This window comes from Sulfuricurvum sp. (assembly GCF_019163035.1).
GTDB lineage: Bacteria > Campylobacterota > Campylobacteria > Campylobacterales > Sulfurimonadaceae > Sulfuricurvum.
Genome location: NZ_JAFLKV010000039.1, coordinates 22,555 through 40,685, shown reverse-complemented (window position 1 = coordinate 40,685; position 18,131 = coordinate 22,555). Strand labels below are relative to the sequence as shown.

General features: G+C 39.4%; 14 protein-coding genes. 4 read left to right on the top strand and 10 right to left on the bottom strand.

Annotated elements, in window-relative coordinates:
- The 7 genes from JZU62_RS03790 to JZU62_RS03760 form a co-directional block, all read right to left on the bottom strand.
- On the bottom strand, positions 1-218 hold a 218-nt coding region (locus JZU62_RS03790; protein WP_295012045.1), incomplete at its 3' end, for a TatD family hydrolase.
- Positions 215-1,756 (bottom strand): AAA family ATPase, encoded by a 1,542-nt coding sequence (locus JZU62_RS03785; RefSeq protein WP_295012043.1) that lies wholly within the window; start codon positions 1,754-1,756, stop codon positions 215-217. The genes JZU62_RS03785 and JZU62_RS03790, both read right to left, overlap by 4 nt.
- Positions 1,756-2,610, bottom strand: a complete 855-nt coding sequence (locus tag JZU62_RS03780; protein ID WP_295012041.1) for an NAD(+)/NADH kinase — start codon at positions 2,608-2,610, stop codon at positions 1,756-1,758. The genes JZU62_RS03785 and JZU62_RS03780 overlap by 1 nt, the downstream gene beginning before the upstream one ends.
- 58 nt (positions 2,611-2,668) lie before the next feature.
- Positions 2,669-3,538: a phosphatase gene (locus JZU62_RS03775; RefSeq protein ID WP_295012039.1), complete on the bottom strand. Its 870-nt coding sequence runs from the start codon at positions 3,536-3,538 to the stop codon at positions 2,669-2,671.
- Positions 3,539-5,668, bottom strand: a complete 2,130-nt coding sequence (locus tag JZU62_RS03770) for a hypothetical protein (protein ID WP_295012037.1) — start codon at positions 5,666-5,668, stop codon at positions 3,539-3,541.
- An 11-nt stretch (positions 5,669-5,679) separates the two neighbouring features.
- The gene (gene ilvA / locus JZU62_RS03765) at positions 5,680-6,891 is read right to left on the bottom strand and encodes a threonine ammonia-lyase (RefSeq protein ID WP_295012035.1); all 1,212 of its coding nucleotides are present in this window, start codon (positions 6,889-6,891) and stop codon (positions 5,680-5,682) included.
- Positions 6,892-6,900: 9 nt separating this feature from the next.
- Positions 6,901-7,332, bottom strand: coding sequence for a CoA-binding protein (locus JZU62_RS03760; protein ID WP_295012033.1), 432 nt, complete (start codon positions 7,330-7,332; stop codon positions 6,901-6,903).
- A 122-nt stretch (positions 7,333-7,454) separates the two neighbouring features.
- Here JZU62_RS03760 and JZU62_RS03755 point away from each other — a divergent pair, with 122 nt between their 5' ends.
- On the top strand, positions 7,455-10,121 hold the full coding sequence (locus JZU62_RS03755) for a PAS domain S-box protein (protein WP_295012031.1): 2,667 nt from the start codon (positions 7,455-7,457) through the stop codon (positions 10,119-10,121).
- A 23-nt stretch (positions 10,122-10,144) separates the two neighbouring features.
- Positions 10,145-11,659 carry an HD domain-containing phosphohydrolase gene (locus tag JZU62_RS03750; protein ID WP_295012029.1) on the top strand — a complete coding sequence of 505 codons (1,515 nt, stop codon included), beginning with the start codon at positions 10,145-10,147 and terminating at the stop codon, positions 11,657-11,659.
- A gap of 22 nt (positions 11,660-11,681) precedes the next feature.
- On the opposite strand, the gene JZU62_RS03745 is transcribed toward JZU62_RS03750, so the two are convergent.
- Both JZU62_RS03745 and JZU62_RS03740 read right to left on the bottom strand, forming a co-directional pair.
- Positions 11,682-12,950 carry a citrate synthase gene (locus JZU62_RS03745; RefSeq protein ID WP_295012027.1) on the bottom strand — a complete coding sequence of 423 codons (1,269 nt, stop codon included), beginning with the start codon at positions 12,948-12,950 and terminating at the stop codon, positions 11,682-11,684.
- 90 nt (positions 12,951-13,040) lie between these two features.
- Positions 13,041-14,696, bottom strand: coding sequence for a hypothetical protein (locus JZU62_RS03740; protein WP_295012025.1), 1,656 nt, complete (start codon positions 14,694-14,696; stop codon positions 13,041-13,043).
- 124 nt (positions 14,697-14,820) lie between these two features.
- Between JZU62_RS03740 and JZU62_RS03735 the strand changes: the two genes are divergently transcribed.
- A complete protein-coding gene (locus JZU62_RS03735; protein ID WP_295012023.1) occupies positions 14,821-16,326 on the top strand; it encodes an FAD-dependent oxidoreductase in 1,506 nt (501 codons plus the stop codon).
- Between the two features lie 192 nt (positions 16,327-16,518).
- Here JZU62_RS03735 and JZU62_RS03730 read toward each other — a convergent pair whose 3' ends face one another.
- Positions 16,519-16,770: a hypothetical protein gene (locus JZU62_RS03730; protein WP_295012021.1), complete on the bottom strand. Its 252-nt coding sequence runs from the start codon at positions 16,768-16,770 to the stop codon at positions 16,519-16,521.
- Positions 16,771-16,908: 138 nt separating this feature from the next.
- Here JZU62_RS03730 and JZU62_RS03725 point away from each other — a divergent pair.
- The coding region (locus JZU62_RS03725) for a PAS domain S-box protein (protein WP_295012019.1) at positions 16,909-18,131 on the top strand (1,223 nt) is incomplete at its 3' end.

Genomic DNA, 18,131 nt, shown 5'->3' with positions numbered 1-18,131 from the left:
ACCGATTCGATGTGCTCCATGTCATAGGGATGAACCCCAACGGCAAAATAGATATCCGCATACTGTTCACACAGCTCTACCGCACGATCCAGTGTTGCAGGGTGCGCCCCTGGGATGATAAACGCACTAACACCCGCTTCGTGCGCACGCTTCATCATTGCATCAAAATCTTCGCGATAGCGTTCATCATCGAGGTGGATATGGGTATCGATAATCATACTAACCCTCGTGAGCGTTCAAACAAATCACGTGCAAATCCGCGTGCCTCTTCACTGACACTGTCACCGCTGATAATGCGGGCAATCTCTTCGATCCGCTCATTTTCGTTCAGTTCTCGGACTCGACTTTCGTCGTCTTTATAGATTAAAAAGTGCTGCTGCCCCATCGAGGTGAGCTGAGGCTGATGAGAGATAACAAAAATTTGATAATGGGTTGAGAGGTGGCGCAGTACTTTTGCAACACTCATCGACTCTTCACCGCTTAGGTTTGCATCGATCTCATCGAGCATTAATACACCACCGCTTCCTTGCATACTCTCGACACCAATGGCCAGCAATGCCAAACGGAGACGATTAAACTCCCCTGAGCTGAGTTTATCGAGTTTGGTTCCTGCTAAACCCAGCACCGCTTTATCAACTCCTGTTGAGCTGAGAGGGGACTCTTCTAGCTCCAACGTCGCTTCGCGCAGGTAGAGCATCCCTAAATAGCTATTCAGCGTCGTGAGCGTCTCATGGAGGATACTCTGACGCTCTTTAGAGAGTATCTGTGAAGATATGTCCAGTGCTGATTTCAGCGTTGCAATCTTTTTAATCAGATCGCCTTTTGAGTGTTCTATATTCTCATACGATTCAAGCTCGTGAACTTTTTGATCCCGATACGCCAATGCCTCTTCAACGCTGCCGTAACGTCGTTTTAGTTCCGATAACTGCTCTATTCGATCCAATATCGACTCAATAGAGAGCTCTTCGAGCTCTTCCATTCTCTCTGACGCACTCTCAAAAACACTGCGCAACTCATTCATCGCATCATCGAAAAATGCACTATCTGCTTCCAATAACCCTAAAGCGGAACTGACCGAAGATTCATATGCGAAAATGGATTGTGCCTGAGCAATAGCACTCTCGATCTTCTCTTTTTTAGAGAGTTGTTTTTTGATAAGATTTAGCTCTTCATCTTCACCGATTCGGGGCTTGATCGTATCAATCTTGTTGATTTCAAAAAGGGCAAATTCTTTGAGATCGGATAAATTTTTCTCTTCTTCCTCTATCGCTTTTAGCTGATCGGAGAGGCTTTTGAATGCAGTGTAATTTGTGCGATGCTCAGTGAGTAAAACAAGATGCCCAGCCGAATGGAGTGCAATACGCGAATCGATAAGGCTCAAAAGTGATGAGGGCTCAAAATCGCTGTAATCTTTGAGACTCAGATGTCGTAGATGGACTGAGCTGATCGCTTCCATGGATGATTTGGAGGTACTTTGATTGTTAATAAAATAGCGGGTTTTCTCTTTTTTGACTTGTCGAAAAACATTTAGCGATTCATTTTGAAGTCCGTAACGCTCTTCATCGATACTCCATGCAACACTTGATTCACACACCTGCGCTTCGACGTTCTCTAACCCGACCGACGCCAAGATGGAACGCATAAGGATCGATTTACCACTGCCGCTGGGTCCGGTAAAAACCACCAACCCAGGATGAAAATCCATCTCTGCCTCTTTAAAGGTTAAAAACTCTTTTAGATAAAAGCGTTCAATCATTAATTACCCCACCCTAACTTCTCTTTGAGTACTTCAAAATAGTTAAATTCTTTGCGATGGATCAGATGTGCCGCACCGCTGGCGAGTTTGATATGAACCGTATCGCTGTCGCTGATTTCGACCAAATCCTGACCATCTATGATGACCAAAGCCGAGGGATCGGGTGTTTTCATCTCGATCTCAAAATGCCCCGGTAAAACGACGGGGCGCTGTGTCAGGGAATGGGGACATATCGGGGTTAGAGCAAAAACCTGCGTGAGTGGAAATAGCACAGGCCCACCTGCGGATAGGTTGTATGCCGTTGAACCCGTAGGGGTAGAGATAACGACACCGTCACCGTAATAGGTATTAAAACTTCGTCCATCCACATAGGTCTCAATACTAATCATTTTAGCAATAGAGGGGCGTGTCAAGACGATATCATTAAAAGCAAAAATTTCACTCTCTCCGCTTTGAGAGACAATCGTCGCTTGTAAAACAGCACGTTGATCGATTCTGTATTCACCCTCTAACATTTTATCGACAAACGATTCGAGCTCCGCAAAATCGAGATCAGCTAAAAACCCCAGTTTTCCCGCATGAATACCCAGTACTGGGAGCTGATAGCGGTACGAGCGTCGAACGGCAGAGATAAGCGTCCCATCCCCGCCGATGGTGACGAGGAAATCAGAGTTTTGACACATCATATCAAACGGTTGCCCCATCAATCCGATCATACCTCCGCTGATATTATCAATAATGACCTCGATACCGCGTGCTTCAAAAATCCGTTTGGCTTCGAAAAACATCTCTTTAAGTTCAGGCGTTGAGGGACGGAGTAGAATACCGACACGTTTAATATTAGTTAATTTCAATGCTCGCCCCTAACATTTTATTTTCTATTATAGCTAACTTCGCGTAAAGGGCAAAATTTTAGGGCAGATTGAAATATTCCAGTGCAATCCCCTCACGCAGTCCGTCATCGATAATGATAGCTTCATCAGCTCCTAACGCCTCGTAAATCGCACACACCATTAAAATACCGGCAATAATAAGATTCTCCCGCCCTACTCCGACATAACGTGTTCGGAGAGCTTCATCCATACGTAAGAGCTCATCATACACACGATAGCAATCACTTATTCGTAAGCGATAACCGTTAATTATAAGAGGAACATACGTCGCATAATCCATCCCGCACAGATAAGCGGCAATCGTAGTTGGAGTTCCTGCCGTCAGCACGAGTGTTGATGGTTGGCTAGGAACACTATTTTGAACGGCGTTTTTAAATGTATCAATCTTCTCAAGCAAATCATTTTCACCCGCTTCGCTGAGGGTAACTATGCCGTAGTTCAGACTCACTGTTTCCACATTATCATCGGAATATCGTGTCAGTTCCGTCGATCCTCCTCCGATATCCGCCAAGACAAACGATGAGGGTTCTTTCCCTAATACATTGAGTCGGTTACGGACGGCATTGAGAGTTAGTATCGCCTCTTTCTTACCATCGATGATTTCAAAGAGTATGCCGGTTGATTTGGCGATTCTCTCCAGAGTCTCTGTTGAGTTATCGGCTAGTCTCATCGCGGCGGTTGTATAAGGACGGATCGATTGAGAAAAATTGAATAGTTGCTTGGCTTCATTGATGGCATCAATAATCCGTCTTATCGCAGGATCATTGATGCATTGTGTCTGATGCAGGTTTTCAGCTGTACGGACAATCTTCTCATAACTTTTTCCCCACATCTCCCCATCAAATTCAATGAAACGGATCGTATTGGAACCCAAATCAATAGCAATCATCTATACTCTTAGAGTAATGTCATCAATTTTATTCGATGGGCTCCATGTCTCTAACGACCCTTGTCGAAGTGAGCGAAGATCCATCTTGATCAGTGAAACCTTATTAAATAATTCAACAATGCTCATAATTCCTTCATCCACACCGAAGAGAGCTACATATTGGCGTATCCCAAGCCCAATCGAATCGTTTGAGGGGTGAAGGCGTATTTTTTGCTCTATTTGAGCGCAATACGATTGTGCTATTACCGCCGCCATTGCTTGATATTTAGAACGGATACCGAAATAAGGTTCAAAAACAGCAAGTGTTTCGCGAGGATTCCCACTGGCGGCCAATTTTTGTCCTTTATCAACCGCACTGTTCCATTGACGCTCTAGGGCTTGTGCTTCTGAGGTTTCGTACAATAATGGGAAAGAGCTCATATACATAAAAGCGTTGGAGAGGTTGTTAGACGAGATAGCTTCATAGAAAAGGTGTTTGATCCGCAACGTATCGAGCATATCTTGAGCCTCTTTCGAATAATCAGGGAAGGAGACAAGAACTTCACACGCTTTTCGTGACGTCGGAAAATCCCCTTTGGCATACGCTTTTTGAGATTGGATATAAAGTTTATCGGCATACTCCATCACATTGGTGTATTCCGAAAATTCTTTTAAAAACGGATGCTTTTTAACAAGGGCAAAAAATTTTACATAGTCGTACTGAGCAATCGTTTTTTTGAAATAAAGATACATTTTACGATCTTCAAAAAGTTGTTGAATCAATACTGATTTATCGGAAATTCCCCGATAAGGGGCTAACAATTCTTTCGCCTTTTCATCTCCATTAGAGGAAATAATCAGCTCTTGCGCTTTGAAAAAAAGCTTTTTCCATTTTTCTTCCATCTTACGATAAAGTTCTGAATCTTGAAACGCCGGATATTGTTTAGCTAACGAGTACGCTAGCGGAAGCCGTCCCTCTTGAACACACTTTTGAAATTGTTCATATTTTTCATACGAACTAAGCAACTGGGAAATTTGAGAATTTTTTTTCGGGATTCCTATAAATGGATCAAAAAGTTCTTTTGCTTTTTTTCGATCATTTTTTTCAAGATAGACACGACCCTTTTTGATAACATCGAGCCAAATTTTTTCTGCCACATCATATGCTTTGGAATACGAGAGCATCGGATTGTCCTCTAGTGCCGCATAAAAGAGTTTAAACTCCCCCTCACGTAGCATCTGCGCATAAATCTCTTCATCACCCAAAATAGAGTAAAAATGCAAATTACCCTCTAACGTACCGATAGCTAAACGGATTGGATGACTCAAAAAAGCGACAGAGGTTATTGTAGTGGATTCTTTTATATAGTGGCTTGAAACCTGCTCCATCGTATCCATGTCGTATAAACCGATATAACCCAGTTTTGTGGTGACGAAAACGAATCGTTTACTGGTACTTAAACACATAGAGGTGACTTCATCGTTCATTTTTTGGAGCCGTTTTATCACTTTAGCATTACGCATATCCCAAACGATTAATCCACCCTCTTTATCAACCGAGAGCAATTTTGCATCCGGTAGAAAAAGGATTTTAACAATCGTACTCGTGTGTCCACGCAGTTTCAACGGGTGATTCATCGTTGCGATATTGAGCAAATTGATCGTATGATCAAAACTTCCGGTAGCAATCCACTGCCCGTTATCATTAAACGTAACCGTACTGACATAATCCGAATGAGGAGGCAAGGTAAAAGCGAGACGGGATGTCTTTAGAACCCATACGAATGATTTTCCGTCTTGCCCACCGGTAATAAAATAGCGGCCGTTCGGATCGAGACCGACACACTCTACTTCACCTTGGTGACGTCCGACTTTATAGATGAGCTTTCGTTGAGAGAGGCTAAATATAGCGGCTTGATTGGTTCCCAAAAGGGCAGAAATAGAGTACTCACCATCGGGTGTCACATCGACATACGTGCCGATATACCGCTCATGCAAAATATTGGTTTTAAATCCATCAATAACTTTATAGGTAGCCGTATCGATAATACGGAGAGCATTTTGTGCATCAATGACACCCACATTACCGTTACTGAGAGTTTTGATATGAAGTACTGGGTGTTTAAAATTGAACCCTTTTAAAACTTCCATATCCCTATCCCTTAATGTTCTTCGCTACTGAGATAGTGATTGGCGTGCATTGCTACACGAATTTCATCTTGGTGAGCTTTCCCTTTGGTCTCAAGGTGAATGGTAACATTCGCATCCCCGTATGCCAACGAAGTCGAGGTGCGGTCATAATCAATATGGACAATATTGGCGTTAAGCCCTTGAAGCATTTCTGTGAGTTTCATCAATGCCCCCGGCTTGTCGATCAAGGTGACGGTCAGCTTCATCTTACGTCCGGATTTGATCAGACCTTTTTCGATGATGATGGAGAGGAGTGTAACATCCATGTTTCCACCGCTGAGAACAACACCAACATTTTTATTTTCAAGTCCTTCTATTTTGTGGTGGAGGAGTGCCGCAACACCTGCTGCCCCTGCCCCCTCAACAACGAGTTTTTGACGCTCCAACAAGAACAAAATAGCATTCGCAATCTCTTCATCATCAACACTGATAAACTCATCCACTGATTCGAGGATATGGCCGAGGGTGATCGGCGACGTATCACGCACGGCGATACCATCCGCAATGGTGCGAACACTGGTCGTATCAATCGCTGTTTTAGCATCAAACGACTCGCGCATTGCCGGAGCACCTGCTGCACCAACACCGATCACGCGGATATGGGGAGCAATCGATTTGATCGCCGAAGCCATACCTGCGATAAGTCCACCGCCACCGACAGGAATAATGATGGCATCTAAATTATCTATACATTCGAGCATTTCGATGGCGATTGTTCCCTGCCCTGCCATAACCGCATCATCGGCAAACGGATGGACAAATACCATGCCATGTTCGCTCCCGTAAGTCGAAGCATACGCATACGCCTCATCATAGTTACTACCTGCCAGAATAACTTCAGCACCGTAATAGCTGACCCCGTTAATTTTGGTAAGCGGAGTCGATTCGGGCATCACGATCAGAGCGCGTGCGCCGAACATTTGAGCCGCCATCGCAACCCCTTGGGCATGGTTCCCCGCACTGGCGGCAATGACACCGCATGAGCGTTCTTCATCGCTTAGTGAGGCAATTTTATTGTAGGCACCGCGAATTTTAAAAGCACCTGTGACTTGGAGATTCTCTTTTTTGAGATAAACATTACTTCCTGATTCTTGGCTCAGACGCGGAGCATGTGCAAACGGCGTTTTGACGATCACATTTTTGATTCGTTCATGCGCCTCATATATGGTTTTTAAATCGATCAAACTTTCCCTTTATTCGTGAATGAGACGATGCTCAACCATACTGCAATGATTTTGGACTACTTTCATTCCCGCATCTCTAGCACGCTCGGCAGCTTCATTGTTGACGATCCCTTTTTGTGCCCAAAATACTTTTACATCACCTCGCTCGATACACGCGTCCGTGATAGCGTCAAGAGCATCAGGCTTTCGGAAGATATTAACCATATCGACTTCAAACGGGATTTCACCCAATGATCGGTATACCTTCTCTCCCAGAATAGTATCTTCTTTAGGATAGACAGGGATAATCGTATATCCCGCATTTTTGAGGTATTCGGCGACACGGTAACTGTCTTTGCTAGCATCAGGAGAAAGACCCAGAACCGCGATTGTTTTAACATCGTCTAAAATGATTTTTATTTCATTATTCGTAGCATTGATGGTCGGAAATTCACACTCCATAACAGCTCCTAATCAGATACATATCTCTTATTATACCAAATTAACGGCTAAATAATAGTTTTAGGCTACCTGATATACAATCAAACTTCATACTATTTAGAGTGATAAAAAAGGAAATACTAATGCAAATATTTCAAAAAAGTCACAAACAGACACGTTTTATTTTAATGGTATTTCTCCTCGTAGCCACTCTTATTATTATTTCTAAATTTTATAGTCTATATCAAATTCAGGAAATGAAGAAACTCACAAATGACCTTTTTGAATACCCGTTTAAAGTCTCCAATGCCACATTATTGGTTCAATCAGATGTGTATAGAATACATCGTGATATGAAAGATATTGTTCTATCCGAATCGGATGAGGAGCTACAACTCTATATCAGAGCAGTTAATACACATGAGCAGCATATCTACCATTATCTAGATATCATCCAACAAAAAGTCAAAGATAAAGAGGGAAAAAAACTCGAAGAACAAACCAGAGCGTTGTTTCATGAGTGGAAACCGATACGTGATGAAGTAATCACTCTGGTTAAAAACCATAAAAGAGGAGAAGCCATTGCCATCACCAAAGGAAAAGGGGCAAATCAGGTTTTAAAATTAGAGCACTCAACACTAAAACTTCATATCTATGCGCAAACCAAAGCCAGTGATTTTAAAGCCTATTCTGATGTAATGCATGAACAGTTCCGAACTAGCAGTATTTCTATCGGTATTGCTGTGATGTTATTATTGTTTTTGATGGCATATTACTCTATACGCAAAATTTCAAACTATATCTTTAAAAATGCCCACTTAACCAATTTACTCTCCGTAATACGTGACGTCAATCAGCTAATCGTCAGAGAAAAAAATAAAGAAAAATTAGTTCAAGAGATTTGTACGATTATGGTTAGTAACCGTATATATAGTAACGCATGGATCATTCTTTACGATGACGCAAAATGTATGGAATATATTACCAGTGCTGATGATTCAGAAAATTTTAGCCAATTAAAAAATAAAATCGAAAACGGATGGATGCCCCACTGTATTAAAAATATTCCCAACAAAAATATAGGTCATTTATTAATAGAAAATACTGCTCAGAGCTGTTTAGATTGCCCTTTCAAAGATTTGTATGAGAACAAAGGTGCGTTCAGTATACCATTAGCACATCATGGAACGGTTTTTGGTAATCTTACACTCTCTGTTAATCCCGAAAGTCTGAATGATATAGAAGAAACATCCTTATTACATGAAGTCGCCGGTGATATATCATATGCCCTTTACAATATCAAAATTGAGCAAAACTTATATGAACATACCAATAAACTCACTGATACAAAAGAACTATACGAAAATATCATTGATAGTGTTGATAATATCCTATTTGTTAAAGATAGCAATTTTACGTATATTGTTTGCAATCAGGCATTCGAACAATTTGTAGGAAAAACCTCTCAAGAGATAATCGGGAAAAGTGATTACGAAATTTTTGACAAAGAGGTTGCCGATTTCTTTCGCCACCATGATGAAAAAATGTTTGAGGAAAACTCAAGTAAATCTAATTTCGAGTGGGTAACTTACCCTGATGGCACGCAGGTTTATCTCTTTACTGTTAAATCACCACTCATTAATTCAGTCGGAAAAATTTTAGGGTTAGTCGGAAATTCTGCTAATGTAACGGAACTGAGAATTGCAGAAGAGGCATTAACGCAAAAGAAAAAAGAGTTGGAAACAATTCTACAAGAGGCACCCAATCCCATCATGCTTCACAATGAAAATGGAGAAGTTGTTATGGTCAATCATGTCTGGCAATCTCTCAGCGGTTACAGATATGAGGAGATAAATACAGTAGAAAAATGGGCAGAAAAAGCATGTGCGAAAAACAAACCGCTTATGCATCAGTATATGGATATACTTTATTCATTACAACACAAAATTGATATGGGAGAAGCTTCAGTCACGACCAAAGGGGGAAATACCCTAATTTGGCAGTTCAGCTCAGCACCTTTAGGTATTATTGATGGTAAACGCACGGTTGTCACTTCTGCTATGGATATTACTGAGTTAAAGAAAAAAGATGAGATGATGATGGCACAGTCGCGTCATGCTGCGATGGGGGAGATGATCGGCATGATTGCCCATCAATGGCGCCAACCGATAGCCGGTATCGCCATGGATGCTAACAATATGCTCATTGATATTGCATTTGAGACATTTAACAATGATTCAGCTGAAGGATATGCACAAGATATTTTAGAACAGACCAAACATTTGTCTAAAACGATAGATGATTTCAGAAATTTTTTTAAACCGGACAAAGCAGTTGCAACCGTAAAAGTAGAAAATATTATGGATGAAACCTTACTAATTGTTAAAGAGAGTATTGTCAATCATGCTATAAAACTGGTAACTTCGTATGAAAGTGAATCGTATATTGACGCATATCCACGCGAATTAATGCAGGTTTTTGTCAATGTTATAAATAACGCACGTGATTCATTAGTATTGAACAATATAGATTATGGAGTAATTGAAATCAGAACTTATGATGATGAGCAATATGTCAATACGGAAATTTGTGATAACGGCGGTGGAATTGATGAATCTATTTTACCAAAAATATTTGATCCCTATTTCTCAACAAAAGATGAAAAAACTGGGACAGGATTAGGACTTTATATGTCTAAAATGATTGTTGAAGAACATCTTCATGGGATCATAGAAGCATCCAATAATAACAATAATGGGGCATGTTTTAAAATACGATTGCTAAGAAAAGAAGAAGTTCTACAAGAGTAAATGAAAATGAATAGGCTGTAATAATGGAAAATATAAAGAAAAAAGTAGAATCTCTTAAAGAGAAGGCAAAACATTTCTCTATTCTTTATGTTGAAGATGAAGCCTCGTTGCGTGAAAAAGCGACACTTTTTTTATCCAAAATATTTGATCATATTGACACGGCGGTTGACGGTGTCGAAGGACTTGATAAGTTTTTAAATCATACATATGACATTATTATAACCGATATAATCATGCCAAAGATGTCTGGTCTGGAGTTGATTCAAAATATCCGTGTACATAATGAGAAACAAGAAATAATCGTCCTCTCCGCCGATACAAGTTCAGAAATATTATCTAAATGTATACAGTTAGGGGTGACCGGTTATTTGATTAAGCCGATTGACTTCTTTCAAGTAGTGACGATGCTGGATATATCTATAGACAAATTAAGTGCATTTCGGGAAAATGAGATGTACAAATCACAACTTGAATCGATGGTAGATGAACGAACCAAAAAAGTTCTTCTTTTACAAAATCAACTTATCTCCAATTATGAACAAGCGATTCGATCTTTGGTAAAAATGATTGAGGGTCGGGATACCTACACAGGGGGGCACAGTGAGCGGGTTGCAAATTATTCGAAACTTATTGCTAAGTCTATGGGGTTTGATGAGAGTGCATGTGATTTAATTTATCAGGCAGGAATATTGCACGATATCGGAAAAATTACAACACCCGATGCAATTTTACTAAAACCAGGGAAGTTGAGCGATGATGAGTACTCTTTGATTAAAAATCATGTTACTGCCGGATATGAAATACTTTCCGAAGTACCAATGTACAATAATTTTGTGGAGATAATTTATGCTCATCATGAACACTATGATGGCAGTGGTTATCCGAGATCTCTAAAAGGGGATGAAATACCGATAGAAGCTCGTATCATGGGAGTTGCAGATGCGTTTGATGCTATGACTACAGGACGAATATATAAAACAAGAAAATCATCTGAAGAAGCGATTAACGAACTCCAAGAGCTAAGCGGTATCTGGTATGATCCTAACGTCATGAAATATGCGCTTGATGTCTTAAAATTAGTCAATATCGATAAAAATGTATCCCAGGAACCCAATTCTGAGCTCGATGATGAACGATTTGCCTATTTTTATAAAGATCCGCTGACCCATCTTCATAACCATGACTATCTCGATTTGGTTTTGAAAAAAAGTAAAAATGAGGATAAAAAATTATGTTTGAACATGATAATGTTAAAAAAATTCACCTCTTATAATCGACAATATGGTTGGAGTGAAGGGGATATAGTATTAAGCAAATTTGCTATTTATTTAATGTCTGAATTTCCAAATTTCCAAATTTTTCGTGTTTTTGGAGATGATTTTGCCCTCATAAATATAACCCATCAGATGATAGATATAGATAAAATAAACAACACAGAATTGCTCAGGACCAGTGGTCTTCATTGTGAGCACAACCATTTTGATTTACCAAATGAGAATATTAACTCGTATAAAGATTTACAAAAATATACTATCTAATATTGAGTATACTTTTAGATAATTACAGCAACTTTTTTTGCTCTCCGATATAGCGCTGTCTTGGACGGGCGATCTTCATCTCTTTATCTTTTTTGAGCTCAATCCATTGAGCAACCCATCCCACCGAACGGCCGATTACAAAAATAATCGTAAACATCGATTTAGGAATTTTTAGGGCAGTTAAAATGAGCCCAGAATAAAAATCTATATTTGGATAGAGTTTACGTTGAATAAAGTACTCGTCATGAAGAGCAATTTGTTCAATCTTCTCAGCAATTTTGAGAAGTTCGTTATTTACCCCCAATTCATCTTTGAGCTGATCGAGGAGATTTTTTAAGATTTTGGCCCGCGGATCAAAATTTTTATAGACTCTGTGCCCGAATCCCATCAGTTTGAACTCATCGTTCGGATCTTTCGCACGTGCGATGAAATCATCAACATTATCGACACTTCCTATGTATTCGAGTTGACCGATTACCGATTCGTTAGCACCGCCGTGCGCTCTCCCCCACAGTGCATTGATCCCAGCCGATAAGGATGCATACGGATGGGCTCCAGTGGACGCAACAGCACGTACGGTAGAGGTTGAAGCGTTTTGTTCATGATCGGCGTGAAGAGTAAAGATGGTATCAAGTGCTTTGACCTCAACATCCCGGATTTCGAGATTTTCTCCTGGATACGCACGGAGCATATAGAGAAAGTTTTCGGTAAAGGGGCGTTCGATATCAGGATAGATATAAGGAATTCCAAACATCCGTCGATGGGTAAAAGCAGCCAGTGTCGGGATCTTGGCGATGATACGCCGTGCCATCACTTGTGCCTCTTCGTCGCTTGATACGTTAAGGTGTTCAAAATAAAAAGTAGAGAGGGCTGAGACGGCGGAAGACATCATTGCCATCGGATGGGCTTTATCGGGAAAAGCATCAAAAAGGCGTTTTAACCCCTCATGAACAAAAGAGCGTTTTCGCAATTCGATATCAAACGATGCACGCTCTGTATCATTGGGAAGTTTCCCCATTAAAAGAAGATAAGCAACATCTAAATAACTCTTTTTCGTCGCTAAATCACTGATATCATATCCACGGTAGAGCAATTCACCTTTTTCTCCGTCAATGTACGTGATGGCGGAACTGCAACTCGCAGTCGAAGTAAACCCCGGATCGTAGGTAAACATCCCTGTCTCTTTGTAGAGAGTACGGACATCAATAACATCGGGTCCTATAGCCGCTTCGAGGATTGAAAATTCATAACTTTTACCGGTACGGTTATCAGTGAGGGTGATGGAACTCATGCCCTATCCTTTTTTGGTTGACGTATATATGTAATATAGCATTATTTATCAAAATTTTTCAGATCAAATATCTAATTTAATAAATAGACTTTAGAAAAATTCACACTCTTCATCTATGCTTTCTTCAACAGGGAAAAATAATGTCTCTATTTGATATGAAGAGCTTAATATCGAGCTGTCAAGATAATTAATATCATTGACCATTTGATTCTCAAAAACTGTCGTCTTCCAAGCACCGAGATCATCAAAAACAAGCTGCAATAATCGGGTAAGCTTAATAATATCAAGTTCTACGTGATTTTTAACCTCATTTAGTAAATTTTCAAGCTTCAATAATGTTAACGCGATTGCCTGAAATTCATAAAAATTATTTTGTAGTACACTACGGTATTCTCGAATACATTTAATAAGATTTTTGCGTGTTGCTTCCCGATTTAGGTCATTCTTTTGATCGAGTAGATTAAAAATATCCACTAAGATTTCATCCATAAGTTGGAGTTCATCTACTATATTATTAATTCCCCCTAAATCACGAATATATTCTGCAGCACTGTAACGATTCAAACCATGCGAATCATGCAGCAAAAGATCTTTATCAGAAATAGTTATCTCATTTTTTTGGAATTCTTTCCTCCTATAGATAAGTGCAATCGATAATACACCATTCTTATCAATACTGAATGTAACATCATTTAGAGTTTGTTCTGCCCAACAAAGTATAGTATTGCTCATATCACCAAGCGGAGTGATCAAAATTGAAATTTTTTCATACTCATTAACTATTTGCAAATATGCACGCTGATATTCAACGAGTACCAGCATTAAACACTCTTGAACTTTTTCAAGTAAACAACTAATCTGTTGATCGTCAAATAGAGGATTATTAAGGAGAAGATTACTTATCTCTTCCCAAAAAGGGATGACATCTTTGTAACTTTGGAGAAAATATCGCTTTTCAAGATAAGTTTCTCTTAAATAGCTAATAACTTCAGGTCGTATTCCAGAAAAAACTGGAAACTCGATAAGGTCACTTTCTGGAGAATTCAAATGTGTTTCTAGCAAAAATACAGCAGCTAGCATCTCTTCTTCAATTGTAGAAGGAGTATTTACATTTTTTAAAAGCTGTAAAATAGGCCGTGCAAAACGCATATTTGTATAAAAATCAAGAACACTCTCATAGTTTTGAGTTGTAAAAGTCGTTGAAAGAATTGCTGATGCGAATTTAATATCTGATATAGCCACATTCGAGAGTAAATAATGAGACATAATATAGGTTAAATGTATTCGCATACGCTGCTCGTATTTTTTAGAATCGGCAAATAATAAAAAAGATTTTACAAAACGGTGAGTATAACTTCCCAAATGAGGGTTCCATTTATTAAGCTCCCATTCCACTATTTGTAGAAGGTCAATGCGTTCAGAATGAATATACAAATAACGTTTAATATTAAACGTATAGAGTTTTTGCTTAATAGAAAGCATTTCTATTGAATCCGTTTCAAAACATCCTATTGCAATAACAGGGATATCTATCATTATAAAATCATTATGCAAAGCATAATGAAATGCACCCTCATCATGACGAAGTGCATTGTAATCAGAAATTATAAGATGAGGAACTTTTTGAGCAATACTTTCCATTGCATCCGCAAACCTATGGCATACAATAATTTCGTACTCTCCCAAAAGTTTTTGTAATATAAGATTAGCATCGATTTCTAATGTATAGATGAGGATATGTTTCATAGTTTTCCTATTGATATAAATAAAGTAGAGTTTATCTCATATTAATCTCATTAAAACTGTTTCAGAATGAAAATACATATTAAATATTATACAATAGCCTATATATTAAAATTAAAAGAGTTATATGATCAATCACCATTACGAAGTACTCATTGTCGGAGCAGGAATATCGGGGTGTGCCCTCGCCTACGAGTTCGCACGCTATAGCGATATCTCTAAAATTGCCGTAGTTGAAAAATACGGCTCTATTGCGACATTGAACTCCAAAGGGACAGCCAACTCACAAACCATTCATGTCGGGGATATCGAAACCAACTATACCCTCTCAAAAGCGGCTATTACCAAACGGACAGCTAAAATGGTCGAAAAGTATTGCCTTCAACACGGTTACCAAAACAGCATAATTTTTTCCCATCAGAAAATGGCTCTAGGGATCGGAGAGGCAGAGGTTGAGTTTCTCCTGCAACGTTATGAAGAGTTTTCAGAATTGTTCCCCTACCTCGAAGTGTGGGACAAAGAAAAACTCAAAACACTCGAACCGCGCGTTGTTTTCGATGAACATGGGAACGAACGCCCTGAAGTGATAGTCGGTATCGGAGCGAGTGGCCAGTGGACGACAGTCGATTATGGCAAGATGGCGGAGTCTTTTATAACGAACGCTCAAAAAGAACCCAATACCACCGTCGATCTCTTTTTAAACTCACCCGTTCTCAAAATCGAAAAAAGTCCCTCACGTGGATACAGCATTCAGACCAAAGAGGAGACGTTTACCGCTGATTTTGTCGTTGTTGATGCGGGAGCCCACAGTCTTTATTTGGCTCATGGAATCGGTCACGGACTCGATTACGCCTGTCTTCCTGTAGCAGGGAGTTTTTACCTTACAACCCAACATATCCTAAACGGTAAAGTCTACATGATCCAAAATCCGAAGCTCCCCTTTGCCGCCCTCCACGGCGATCCTGATATCCTTGCCGATGGCAATACACGATTTGGTCCTACTGCCCTCGTCCTTCCTAAACTCGAACGATTTACGGGTGGAACGTATCTCGATTTTTGGAAAACACTGCGACTCGATAGCAAGGTTGTCAGTGCATTATGGAAACTCTTGCGTGAATCAGACATCCGTAACTATATTTTCCGTAACTTTCTTTTTGAACTCCCCTACTTTAACAAGCGTCTTTTTTTACACGATGCCCGTAAAATCGTCCCCTCTTTACAACTTGAAGAGTTTGAGTACGCTCACGGTTTCGGTGGGGTACGACCGCAGGTGATTGATAAAAAACAGCAAAAATTGATGTTGGGAGAGGCGTCGATCAACACCGGAGAGGGGATAATTTTTAATATGACACCCTCACCTGGGGCTACGAGCTGTTTGGGCAATGCCGAACGTGATTTGCGCTATGTGGTGCAGTATTTGGGTAAAACATTTGATGAGGAGCGTTTTAACAACGAGCTGACCGATGGAGAGTATTGTGTTCTATCCGCACCGATTGAAGCGCAAAAACAGACGGTAAACTCTATCCGTGACGCGATGCACGCCCATGAAAAAGAGTATTATGAAGAGATTCATGTAGGGAAACCGCATGAGTCGTTTTGGTATCGACCCCACAGTTTATGGAAAAGAAAATAGTTGACGATAGGCAGAGAGGGTTAAAAAATCTTATCTGCCCAGACTTCACTAAAAATTTCGATGTATTCAAATACAGCCGAATAAACACTTCCTATAGCGATACTCATAACGGTTCCTTGATCGAATAATATAATTAGTTATAAGCAAAACTCATTCCTAAAAATTATAATCGATTAGTAACCCGTTAATTATTTATTCAGCAGCGTAGGCTTGTTGGATGTAGTTCTCTAATTTACCATCCATTGCACTCATGATTGAAGCTAATATTTTATCTTTTTCATCATTAGAGAGTTTATTCCCTGTCGATTTTTCGATTGAGTAAATTGCTGTTGAAGCCGCTGTATCTAGAACATAGTTGTTGAGCGCCAGCGCCATTTTTGCACTATGATCGCCAATTAGTTGAGAGATATGATGTTGCAGTTCGATTAACATCTGTTCATTCATTAAAAAGTCCTTTTTTGTTTATAGCATTATATCTAACCCTCGAGGATATATATTTATCGTCCGTTTTGACTATCATAAACTTATCAGATAATTTTATAATTTGTTTAATAATATACAAGAGATTCAATGCAGTGTATAATGTTTTCAATTAATACTCAAGGAAAAATCATAGAAATGAAGGACTTGCATAGTTATAAAAGTGCTTTACGAATTTCAATTATTTATCTCATCGTTGGAATCCTATGGATTTACTTTTCAGATAACTTGGTTGAGTTCCTTTCATCCGGAAATATTCATGAATTAACCCTTTTTCAAAACTACAAAGGGTGGTTTTTTATTATAGTTACAGCTATATTACTACTTCTTTTAAACTATCACTATTTTCATAAACACCATATTGAGTACATGCAGCATATTAATGAACAAAAAATGGCTCATTTACAGCTTACTCAAAAAGATGCACTTCTCCAAACGATAATCAACAGTTCTCCTGATGCCATATTTGTTAAAGATTTAGAGGGAAAATACATTCTTTTCAATATCGGAGCCGGTATTTTAACCGGTGTTACTCCTGAAGAAGTTATCGGAAACGGCGATTCAGTCATTTTTTCTCCCGAAATTGCCGATCAATTACGAATAATGGATCGTTCGATAGCTCTTAATGGAAAAATAGTCAATCATGATGAATATCTCATAACTGCCAGTGGTATGGAAAAATATTTTTGGATAACAAAGGGACCTGTTTTTACAAAAGAGGGAGATCTATTTGGAATATTTGGGATTTCACGAGACATCACTGAACGTAAAAAAATAGAAATTGCATTACAAGAGAGTGAAAGTTTTCTCAATCAATCTCAACGTAATGCAGGGATTGGAAGCTATAGTTTAGATATGAAAACCATGTTGTGGAAAAGTTCTGATACCCTCGATGAAATATTTGGGATTGACCATCACTATGAACATTCATTGAATGGATGGCTTAATCTTATCCATCCGGATGATCGTGAAAGTATGTCTATCTATTTTCAAGAATATGTTGTTGATAATCATCAAAGGTTTGACCGTGAATATCGAATAGTTCGACAAAATGATCACGCTATTCGATGGGTTAATGGACTGGGTAAACTTGAATTCGATGAGATGAATACGCCAGTAAAAATGGTTGGAACCATCCAGGATGTCACTGAAACCAAGGAGCATGAAGATCAGCTCAAATACATGGCGCATTATGATCCTCTCACAGGATTGCCTAATCGTGTTTTAAAATCAGACAGACTACGTCATGCGATGACACTATCTCAACATAGAGGTCATATAGCTGTCCTTTATCTTGATCTTGATGGTTTTAAAGAGGTTAATGA

Bases quoted from the DNA above. Each gene is read 5' to 3' on its own strand.
- JZU62_RS03785 (WP_295012043.1), bottom strand. From the start codon at position 1,756: ATGATTGAACGCTTTTATCTAAAAGAGTTTTTAACCTTTAAAGAGGCA.
- JZU62_RS03775 (WP_295012039.1), bottom strand. From the start codon at position 3,538: ATGATTGCTATTGATTTGGGTTCCAATACGATCCGTTTCATTGAATTT.
- JZU62_RS03770 (WP_295012037.1), bottom strand. From the start codon at position 5,668: ATGGAAGTTTTAAAAGGGTTCAATTTTAAACACCCAGTACTTCATATC.
- JZU62_RS03760 (WP_295012033.1), bottom strand. From the start codon at position 7,332: ATGGAGTGTGAATTTCCGACCATCAATGCTACGAATAATGAAATAAAA.
- JZU62_RS03755 (WP_295012031.1), top strand. From the start codon at position 7,455: ATGCAAATATTTCAAAAAAGTCACAAACAGACACGTTTTATTTTAATG.
- JZU62_RS03750 (WP_295012029.1), top strand. From the start codon at position 10,145: ATGGAAAATATAAAGAAAAAAGTAGAATCTCTTAAAGAGAAGGCAAAA.
- JZU62_RS03745 (WP_295012027.1), bottom strand. From the start codon at position 12,950: ATGAGTTCCATCACCCTCACTGATAACCGTACCGGTAAAAGTTATGAA.
- JZU62_RS03740 (WP_295012025.1), bottom strand. From the start codon at position 14,696: ATGAAACATATCCTCATCTATACATTAGAAATCGATGCTAATCTTATA.
- JZU62_RS03735 (WP_295012023.1), top strand. From the start codon at position 14,821: ATGATCAATCACCATTACGAAGTACTCATTGTCGGAGCAGGAATATCG.
- JZU62_RS03730 (WP_295012021.1), bottom strand. From the start codon at position 16,770: ATGAATGAACAGATGTTAATCGAACTGCAACATCATATCTCTCAACTA.